This window comes from Actinophytocola sp., assembly GCF_049647105.1.
Taxonomy (GTDB): domain Bacteria; phylum Actinomycetota; class Actinomycetes; order Mycobacteriales; family Pseudonocardiaceae; genus Actinophytocola.
In genome coordinates this window covers 1-9,289 of the sequence record NZ_JBARWZ010000304.1, presented here as the reverse complement: position 1 = coordinate 9,289, position 9,289 = coordinate 1, and the positions used below count along the sequence as shown (strand labels likewise).

Annotated in this window: 8 protein-coding genes and 1 pseudogene; all 9 read left to right on the top strand. The window is 70.8% G+C overall.

What is annotated here, in order from left to right:
- Positions 1–2,170 (top strand): eCIS core domain-containing protein (locus tag WBA97_RS37295; RefSeq protein WP_424235740.1); only part of this gene is annotated, 2,170 nt, incomplete at its 5' end.
- An 11-nt stretch (positions 2,171–2,181) separates the two neighbouring features.
- Positions 2,182–2,640: a phage tail protein gene (locus WBA97_RS37290; RefSeq protein WP_424235739.1), complete on the top strand. Its 459-nt coding sequence runs from the start codon at positions 2,182–2,184 to the stop codon at positions 2,638–2,640.
- A gap of 15 nt (positions 2,641–2,655) precedes the next feature.
- The gene (locus WBA97_RS37285; RefSeq protein WP_424235738.1) at positions 2,656–3,108 is read left to right on the top strand and encodes a phage tail protein; all 453 of its coding nucleotides are present in this window, start codon (positions 2,656–2,658) and stop codon (positions 3,106–3,108) included.
- A 16-nt stretch (positions 3,109–3,124) separates the two neighbouring features.
- Positions 3,125–3,895, top strand: coding sequence for a LysM peptidoglycan-binding domain-containing protein (locus WBA97_RS37280; RefSeq protein WP_424235737.1), 771 nt, complete (start codon positions 3,125–3,127; stop codon positions 3,893–3,895).
- Positions 3,892–5,850 carry a phage baseplate assembly protein V gene (locus WBA97_RS37275; RefSeq protein WP_424235736.1) on the top strand — a complete coding sequence of 653 codons (1,959 nt, stop codon included), beginning with the start codon at positions 3,892–3,894 and terminating at the stop codon, positions 5,848–5,850. Before WBA97_RS37280 ends, WBA97_RS37275 begins: the two co-directional genes overlap by 4 nt.
- Positions 5,851–5,858: 8 nt before the next feature.
- Positions 5,859–6,272 carry a GPW/gp25 family protein gene (locus tag WBA97_RS37270; protein ID WP_424235735.1) on the top strand — a complete coding sequence of 138 codons (414 nt, stop codon included), beginning with the start codon at positions 5,859–5,861 and terminating at the stop codon, positions 6,270–6,272.
- The gene (locus WBA97_RS37265; RefSeq protein ID WP_424235734.1) at positions 6,272–8,224 is read left to right on the top strand and encodes a putative baseplate assembly protein; all 1,953 of its coding nucleotides are present in this window, start codon (positions 6,272–6,274) and stop codon (positions 8,222–8,224) included. The genes WBA97_RS37270 and WBA97_RS37265 overlap by 1 nt, the downstream gene beginning before the upstream one ends.
- Positions 8,224–8,763 (top strand): phage tail protein, encoded by a 540-nt coding sequence (locus WBA97_RS37260; protein ID WP_424235733.1) that lies wholly within the window; start codon positions 8,224–8,226, stop codon positions 8,761–8,763. The genes WBA97_RS37265 and WBA97_RS37260 overlap by 1 nt, the downstream gene beginning before the upstream one ends.
- Positions 8,760–9,289, top strand: a pseudogene (locus tag WBA97_RS37255) (hypothetical protein); the annotation flags it as partial. The gene WBA97_RS37260 and the pseudogene WBA97_RS37255, both read left to right, overlap by 4 nt.

The window sequence follows — 9,289 nt, the reverse complement described above, 5'->3', positions numbered from 1 at the left end:
CGTGGGGCCCGCGCCCGTGCTGCCGCCGCTGCGGCCGTCGGCCGGGAAGGCGCCCGAGGTGGTGTCGCCGACCGGCTCCGTCACCGGCATCGCCCGGCCCGTGGCGAGGGCGAGTGAACCGGTGGCGGAGGTGGCGGTCCCGGCGCCGCTGCCACCGGCGCCGGTGGTGCGCAGGCCTGCCCGGTCCGTGCCCGCCGAGGCGCCGGTCCTGACCGACGCGGTCGACGAGTACGTCGGCGAGCCAAGGGAGGCGGCCGAGCCCTACCGGGCACCCAGCTGGCTGCGGTTCGCCACCAACCCCGGGCTGCCGATGTTGCCCGGCCTCCCCGGCCCGGCACCCGACCTGCCCATGTCCGAACCGCCGTCGTTCCTCCCACCGGAGCTGCGGTCCACACCGGAACCACCGGCGGCCACGCCGGCACCGGAGCCGCCGCCGCGCATGGTGGAAGGCGTGGCGCGGGCCGGGGAACCGGTGCAGCGCCCGATGCGCAGGCGCCGTCCCAGCCTCGGCCAGTCACGCAGGCTCGGCCTCGGCGCCCCCATCCCGGCGCCACAGCTGGAAGACCTGATCCACCCCGAGGCGCCGCCCCGGGTCGTGGACGGGGCGGTCGAGCCCGCCGCACCACAGGAGCCGCCGCCCCCTCCGGCGGCCCCTGTGCGTGTGGCCACCGAGCAGGCGCCGGAGCCGGCACCCGAGCAGGATCCAGAACCGGCACCGCCCGCCGAGCCACCGAAACCACCGGAGCCACCGGAGCCACCGAAGTCGCACACCGTGGCGCCGAGTCCCCCGAGCGAGGGCGGGGCGCCAGGGAAGCGGGTCGTCGCCACGTCCTACCGAGCCACCGCGGAACTGCTGCCGCCACGCAAGCGCAAGCCGTTGCCCCGTGCCAGGGTGGTCGGCACGGTCGTCGACACCGTCCCGCCCGACCTGGCGCACGCGGTCCGCGCACACCAGCACGTCGACGTCGCGAACGTCCCGGTCTACCGGGGCGAGAAGGTCGGCGAGGCGGCGAAGAGCCGTGGTGCCAAGGCATTCGCGTCCGGCGGCGCCGTCTTCCTGCCCGACGAGGTGGGCCCGGCCGACTCGCCGAAGGCCCGGGGTCTGCTCGCGCACGAGCTGGTCCACGCCGTGCAGCAGCGCACGCTCGGCCCCGTCCTCCCGTCCCCTGACTCCCCGCTCGGACAGCAGCTGGAGGCGGAAGCCCAGGCGGCGGAACGCTTCTACGGCGGCGAGGCGGGTGCGGCCGAACCGCCGCCACTGATCCACGCCCCGCAGCAGGCGTCGGCGCACGCGCCGGAGGAGGCACCCGACCTCACCGCGCCGGCCCAGCTGTTCACGGCTCCCGCGCAGGCCCCGGCCCCCGTGCAGGCCCAACCGGTCCAGAGCCCGTTCGACCCGGCGACCAAGGCCGAGGTCGGCCGGATCGCCGAGGAGTCCGCGCGGCACGTGGTCACCGAGTGGTCCAACCCGAAGCTGGAACCCAAGGAGGGCGCCAAGTCGGGTGCGACCGGCACGCAGAACCAGCAGAGACCGGTCTTCGACCGCGCGGCCCGCAAGGACGAACTGGTCCGCCAGACCCTCGACATCGTCAACCAGGAGCGGTTCGAACAGGGCAAGGAGCCGTTGACCGACCTCGACGCCATGTACTACGAGCGGATCGAACGTCAGCTCGACGACATGCAGAACGGGACGACACCCTCGGCGACCACGCCGCAGCGGCCCAGCTACCAGCCGAACTCGAAAGAGGCGTGGATCCACGGCCTCACTGGCATGGACCCGTCCTACGGGCTCGGGCTGACCGGCTTCAAGGAGGAGGTCGGCTCCGAGAAGAGCTGGTGGGGCAGCGAGGACAAGAGACCGTTGAAACAGCGGCTGTTGAGCGGCTTCGGCCTCGCCGACACGGTGAACCAGGCCGACAAGGACACCTGGTTCGCCGACGAGCCGCAGCAGACGGACGGCACCTCGGCGACACAGCTGCCCGGCGCGCGGGACCAGGCCACCGCCTCGGCCACCGCCGGGACGGCCGAGGCGGACGAACAGCCGATCGCGGTCAGCAGGCTCGACCTCGACGAGCTGTCCGAACGCCTCTACGACCGCCTCCGCAGCAGGCTGCGGCTCGAACTGCTCGTCGACCGTGAGCGCGCGGGACTGCTCACCGACTTCCGTTAGGAGAGAAAGCAATGGGACTGACCGACACGTCATCGATCGGCCTCGCGAACCGCTTCGTCGTGAGCATGTCCGGCAAGTCCGAGTACGACCTCGGCAGCTGGACAAAGGCGGAGGGGCTCGATGTCGCATGGGACATCGCCGAGTACCGCATGGGTGACGGCGGCAACGACCGCCTCTACTTCCCCGGCAACACCAAGTACACCAACGTGAAGCTGATCCGGGGGGTCTCCGAGGAGACCGAGAAGGTCAGGCAGTGGCTGAACAAGAACTCCTGGGAGATGGAGGTCTTCGCGGGCTCCATCCAGCTGTTCACCACGGCGGCCAAGAAGGTCACCGAGTGGTCGCTGCGTGACGTGATGCCTGCCAAGTGGTCGATCACGACGTTCGACGCGGGCGCCAGCCAGGTCGCGATGGAGACCCTCGAACTCGTCCACCGCGGGTTCCTTGAGGACGAGCGCAAGCTCAGCTGACGACGGGGATCCACGATGCCGATCAGTCTCGACACCATGCTCGCCCTGACGACGCGCTTCCACGTGTCCGTCGACGGGGTGGACCTCGGCGGCTGGGCACGCTGCCAGGGCCTAGAGGTGAAGTTCAACCCGGAACCGCAGCACGACGGCGGGAACTACCAGTACGAGACTGTCCTGCCGGGTGCCATCAAGTACACGCCCGTCACGCTGCAGCGCGCCATCAACTCGGCCGACACCGCGAAGGTCCAGTCGTGGCTGCGGGAACGGGCATCCGGGTGGATCGACGCGCACTCCAGCGGTGGGGGCGGCACCGCGCAGATCACGCTGTTCGACGCGCACGCCCAGAAGGTCGCGACGTGGCAGCTGCGCAACGTGTACCCGGACAGCTGGAAGGGTCCCGACCTCGACGCCGGGACGCTCGGCATCGCCACCGAACAACTCGTGCTCGTGCACGAGGGATTCCTGTAGTGGGAGGGACCACACGATGACCGCCGCCATGATCGGTGCGGGCGCCAACCTCGCCGCCGGGGTCGCGATCGGCGCCGCCTCACTCGCCGGGGCGCGGGTGCCGGCGTCGCTGCGCTGCACCACGCTGCCCAACATCGGGTTCGTCTACTTCGACTTCAACCCGAAGGAGATCTCGATCGCCAGGACCGCGCAGCGCCGAAACATGCCATCGCCCGCGTCCGGCGGTTCGCAGGCGGCCACGCAGCGGTCGGACCCGGCGAAGATCACGCTCGCGGACGTGACGCTCGAGGGGATGGACACCAAGCTGCGGTGCGACACCCTGCTCACGTGGACCAGCCCGGACGCCGGGTTCCTCGGCCAGCTGCTGTCGGTGGTCACGGGCCAGAACCTCAGGACCCAGCCGCCGGAGCTCACCTTCCAGTGGGGTCCGCCGATGATCGGGTTCATGTACACGGTGAACATGCAGTCGATCACCGTGAAGTACACGCGGTTCACCTCCGCCGGGATTCCCGTGCGGGCCAAGGTGACGCTCGGGATGTACGAGGTCCCGTCGCTGCTCGGCACCCTGCCGCAGAACCCGACCTCCGGCGGGCTCGTCGGCCGCCGCGCGCACACCGTCGCACACGGCGAGTCGCTGCAGTCCATCGCCACCACCAACTACGGCAACCCCGGCGCGTGGCGGCGGATCGCCGAGGTGAACGGCATCCAGGACCCGACCCGGGTGCGACCCGGCGACACCATCTACCTGCCGAACCCGCAGGAGCTGGCCGACGGGAGTGCCCGATGACCCTCGGTGGCCTCCTCGGCGGCAGCAAGACCGCGATCGTCTGGCCGACCGTCAAGATCGGCAAGCCGATCGGGCTGCCGCTGTCGCCGCTGGTGCTGCCGAACCTGATGCGTGCGGTCGTCGACACCCACCTGCACCTGCCCGACATGTTCGAGCTGACCTTCCACGACCTCGAGGGCACGGTCGTCAACGACGCGGGCCTGAAGATCGGGTCCACCGTGGAGATCGCGGCCGGGCCATCGGACAGCGACAGCACCACCTCGCTCATCAAGGGTGAGGTGACCTCGATCGAGGCCATCTGCCAGGAGGGCCTGATCTACTCGGTCGTGCGTGGATACGAGAAGGCGCACCGGTTGCAGCGCGCCAAGCGCACCCGCACCTACGTGAACATGAAGGACTCGGAGATCGCCAAGGAGGTCGCGACGAACGCGGGCCTCGACATCGGCAAGGTCGAGGAGACTTCGGTCGCGCACGACCACGTCGCGCAGGTCGCCCAGTCCGACTGGGACTTCCTGCAGCAGCGGGCCCGCGAGATCGGTTACGAGACCGGGGTGGTCGGCGGGAAGTTCTTCTTCCGCAAGGCATCCGGGCGCAAGGACGCCGGTGGCGGCCTCGGCGGCGCGCTGGCGTCCGCGGTGGACGCCGTCGCGAGCATGATGGGCCTCGGCAGCGGGAAGCTGACCTTCAAGGACAACCTGCACACGTTCCTGCCGAGGCTGTCGGCCGCGAACCTCACCCCGGACGTCGAGGTGCGGGTGTGGGACCCGAAGGACGCCAGGGTCGCCGTGGCCAAGGCGGCCGCGGCCACCGGCACCGCGACGATCAAGGACCAGGACCCGGCGAAGCTCGCGAAGTCGTTCACCGACGGGCTGATCTCGCTGCCGTCGATGCCTGCGCTGCCCTCCATCCCTGGCCTGCCCAAGCTCGACTTCGGGCTGCCCGCGAGCAACACCGCCTACCTGGTGGTGGACCGGCCGCTCGGCGTCGGGCCCGCCGCGGACACCGCGGCCGAGGCGGCCGCCAAGGGCGTCGCCGACCACATCGCCAGCACGTTCGCGGAGGCCGAGGGCGTGGCGAGCGGCAGCCCGGACATCCAGGCCGGCGCCGAGGTCGAGATCGCGGGCGTGCCGGAACAGTTCTGCGGCAAGTGGTTCGTCACCAACGCTCGGCACGTGTTCGATCCGGAGGAGTTCGGCTACCGCACCCGGTTCTGGGTGTCTGGCAGGCAGAACCGGTCGCTGCTCGGGCTCACGTCCGGTGGTGCCGCATCGAAGCACACGGACTTCGGCGGGCTGGTGTGCGGGATCGTCACCAACGTCTCCGACAAGGAGAAGCTCGGCCGGGTGAAGGTCGCGCTGCCCTGGCTCGCGCCGAACTTCGAGTCGGACTGGGCGCGGGTCGTGCAGATCGGCGCCGGCGCGAAGACCGGCGCGCTGTTCCTGCCGTCGGTCGGCGACGAGGTGCTCGTCGGCTTCGAGTTCGGCGACTCGCGGCGGCCCTACGTGCTTGGCGGGCTGCTCAACAGCAAGTCCGACTTCGGTGAGCTGAAGACCGCGGTCGCCGGGTCGGGGATCGTCACCAAGCGCGGCATCGCCTCGCCCGCGGCGAACCAGCTGACGTTCACCGACGAACTGCCGCCAGGACCGCCCGGCAGCCTGCCGCCGATCCAGTCGAAGCTCCAGCTCGGCACCAAGGGCGACAAGCTGGGGCTCGTCATCGACCAGGTGGCGGGCACGGTGACGCTCGCGTGCAACCCGAAACCACCGGAGTCCAAGTCCCCCAAGGGTGCGCTGACGATCGAGTGCGGTGAGCTCGGTGGCATCACGATCAAGGGTGGCATGGGCGGTATCAAGATCGAGACCGACGGGCAGCTCTCGCTGAACGGGAAGATGGGCGTGAAGATCGAGAGCAGCGCCATCGTCGAGGTCAAGGGCTCTCTGATCAAGCTGAACTAGGGGATTTCGTGACCACACAACAAGACTTCATCGGCGCTGGGTGGGCGTTCCCGCTCGGCGTGGCGCCGCAGGGCGGCATCGCCCTGGTGCGCAGGGAGGTGGAGCTGGAACAGGCGATGCGCCTGATCCTGTCCACCTACCCCGGTGAGCGGCCCATGCGCCCGCAGTTCGGCAGCCGGATCCGTGACTTCGTGTTCCGGCCGATCAACGTGGAGACGGTCGGGGAGCTGTCGCAGGTGGTGCGTGAGGCGCTGCTGCGCTGGGAGCCGCGCGTGGATGTCGAGGGCGTGATCGTCACGCCGCACCCGGAGGAGGACGGCGTGCTGTACATCGACATCCAGTACCGCCCGAAGGACACCAATGACCGGCGCAACCTGGTCTTCCCCTTCTACACCATCCCAGAGGACGGGAGTGACTACTGATGGCGCTGCCTGCCCCGAACCTCGATGACCGCCGGTTCCAAGACCTGGTGGACGACGCGAAGCGCATGGTCATGCGCAGGTGTCCGGAGTGGACGGACCACAACGTGTCCGACCCGGGCGTCACGCTGATCGAGACGTTCGCGTTCATGACCGACCAGTTGCTGTTCCGCCTCAACCAGGTGCCGGACCGGCTGTACGTGAAGTTCCTGGAGCTCATCGGGCTGCGGCTCATCCCGGCCACCCCGGCGCAGGCGAACGTCACGTTCTGGCTGTCCGCGCCCGCGATCACCCCGGTCGGCGTGCCTGCGGGCACGAACGTCGCGACACTGCGCACCGAGACCGACGAGTCCGTCGTGTTCGCCACCGGCGCGGACCTGCGGATCGTGCCGTGCGCGCTGAGCTTCGTCGCCACCAGGGCGGCCGGCGCCGACGCGCAGGTCGACCGGACCGACGAGCTGAAGATGGGCCAGTCGTTCCAGGCGTTCTCCGACGTGCCGAGGCCCGGCGACGCGGTGCTCATCGGCCTGTCCGACCCGGTGCCGAACTGCGTGGTGCGCCTGGACTTCGACTGCCGCGTCGAGGGTGTCGGCGTGCACCCCGACCACCCGCCGCTGCGGTGGGAGGCGTGGAACGGCAAGGAATGGCGCAAGTGCGTGGTCAGCACCGACGAGACCGGTGCGCTGAACACGGCCGGTGAGGTGCACGTCCACATCCCGTCCGACCACGAGTCGGCGGTGCTCGGCGGCAACGCGGCGGGCTGGTTGCGTGCCAGGGTGGTCGAGGTGGCGGAGGACTGGCCGACCTACCAGGCGTCACCACTGCTGACCGCGTTGTCGGCCAGCACGATCGGCGGCACGGTGGAGGCGAACCACTGCGAGATCGTCGAGGAGGAGGTGCTCGGCGACTCGGAAGGCGTGCCGGGGCAAGAGTTCCGGACCTCGCGGCGCCCGATCGTCATCGGCGCGGGCGAGGCGGTGCTCGAGACCACCTCCGAGGATGGCTGGCAGGAGTGGGCGCCGATCCACAACTTCGCGGGCAGCGACAAGGACGACCGGCACTACCTCCTCGACGGCAACTCCGGCATCGTCCACTTCGGACCGGCGATCCGCGAGCCGGACGGGGGCCTTCGGCAGTACGGCGCGGTGCCCGCGTACGGGTCGACGGTCCGGCTGCGCAGGTACGCCACCGGCGGCGGCCGCGTCGGCAACGTCGGCAAGGGTGCGATCCAGACCCTGAAGTCGTCCATTCCCTTCGTGTCGCGGGTGGAGAACATCGAGGCCGCGTGGGGCGGGGTGGACGGCGAGAGCGTCGACGAGGCGAAGGCCCGCGGCCCGATCCTGCTGCGCACCCGCAGCCGTGCGGTCACCGCGGAGGACTACGAGGCGATCACGCAGGAGGCGGCGCCGGACGTGGCCCGCGTGCGATGCGTGACCGCGGGCGACGATGACACCGACCCTGGTTCGGTGCGGGTGCTGATCGTGCCCGCGGCGGCGGAGGTCGACGGCCGGGTGGACTTCGCCGAACTGGTGCCGGGGGAGGAGACGCTGCGGCGGATCTCCGAGCGGCTGGACGAGGTGCGGCTGATCGGCACGCGGGTGCTGGTGTCGCCGCCCAAGTACCGGGGCGTGACGGTGGTGGCGCGGATCATCGCCCGGCCAAGGCTGGACAAGTCCCGCGTCCGCGCGGACGCCATGGCCGCGCTGTACGGCTACCTGAACCCGATCAGCGGTGGCCCTGACGGCAAGGGCTGGGAGTTCGGCCGACCCGTGCAGTCGGGCGACGTTTACGCCCTGCTGCAACGGGTGCGTGGCGTCGACCTGGTGGAGGACGTGCGACTGTTCGGCGCGAACCCGGTGACCGGTGAGCGGGGTGAGGAGTGCCAGCGGCTCGACGTCGACCGGCACAGCCTCATCTTCTCCTTCGAACACCACGTGAAGGTGGAGGACCACTGATGCGCGGCATGGTGGCGGGCATGGCGAACGCGTCGCCGTTCATCAGGATGCTGCCCGCGGTGTACCAGGAGGACCCGTTCACGGACCGGTTCGTGGCGGGCTTCGACGACGTGCTCGCCCCGATCCTGTCCACTTTGGACTGCATGGTCGACTACTTCGACCCCTACCTCGCGCCGGAGGACTTCCTCGAGTGGATCGCGGGGTGGGTCGGCATCTCGCTGGAGGAGGGCTGGCCGATCGAACGCCGCCGCGCGGTGGTCGCCACGGCCGTCGAGATGTACCGGATGCGCGGCACGGTCGGGGGCCTGCGCGCCAACCTGCAGGTGCTGACCGGTGGCCGCGTGGAGGTCGCCGACAGCGGCGCCGTCGGCTGGTCGAAGAACCCGGCCGCCGAGATGCCGGGTGAGGCGTCCCCGCGACTCGCCGTCCGGATACGGGTGCACGACCCGGCAAGCGTGCCGATGGACCTCGTCGACTCCGCGGTGGCGGCCGCCAAGCCGGCGCACGTGGTGCACAGGGTGGAGGTGGACAGACCATGATCATGTGTAAGACGTGCGGTTTCCACAACAAGGAAACGGACGCGTTCTGCGGTTCGTGCGGGGCGTTCCTCGAGTGGACGGGGGAGAAGCTGGCCCCAGCGCCGGTGCCTGCCGCCCCAGCGGAGGACGAAGAGGAGGCGCCCAAGCGCGGCTGGCTGTCCCGGATCCAGTCGGCGTTGTACCTCGACGTCGGCCACCGGGAAGCCGTGCAGACCCCGGCGAAGCCGGGAATGCCCGGTCGTCCTGGCGCCGGACCTCCCGGTCCTCCCGGCGCGAGGCCCGGCCCGCCGAAGCCACCCGGACCGCCCGGACCACCGAAGCCACCCGGTGCTGGCGGGCCCCCGCCGCCTCCCGGGCCACCGAAGCCCCCGCCCCCGCCTGGCGCGCCCAAGCCGCCGGGGCCCCCGCCGCCGCCCCCTGGTGCGGCAGGAGCGCCGAAACCGCCGCCACCGCCTGGTGCGCCGCCGAAGCCGCCTCCCCCGCCGGGAGCGCCACCGCCACCGCCGCCTCCGCCCGGTGCGGCAGG

Excerpts from the sequence above, each read along its gene's own strand:
- WBA97_RS37265 (WP_424235734.1), top strand. The coding sequence starts at position 6,272 with ATGGCGCTGCCTGCCCCGAACCTCGATGACCGCCGGTTCCAAGACCTG.
- WBA97_RS37280 (WP_424235737.1), top strand. The coding sequence starts at position 3,125 with ATGACCGCCGCCATGATCGGTGCGGGCGCCAACCTCGCCGCCGGGGTC.
- WBA97_RS37260 (WP_424235733.1), top strand. The coding sequence starts at position 8,224 with ATGCGCGGCATGGTGGCGGGCATGGCGAACGCGTCGCCGTTCATCAGG.
- WBA97_RS37290 (WP_424235739.1), top strand. The coding sequence starts at position 2,182 with ATGGGACTGACCGACACGTCATCGATCGGCCTCGCGAACCGCTTCGTC.
- WBA97_RS37275 (WP_424235736.1), top strand. The coding sequence starts at position 3,892 with ATGACCCTCGGTGGCCTCCTCGGCGGCAGCAAGACCGCGATCGTCTGG.
- WBA97_RS37285 (WP_424235738.1), top strand. The coding sequence starts at position 2,656 with ATGCCGATCAGTCTCGACACCATGCTCGCCCTGACGACGCGCTTCCAC.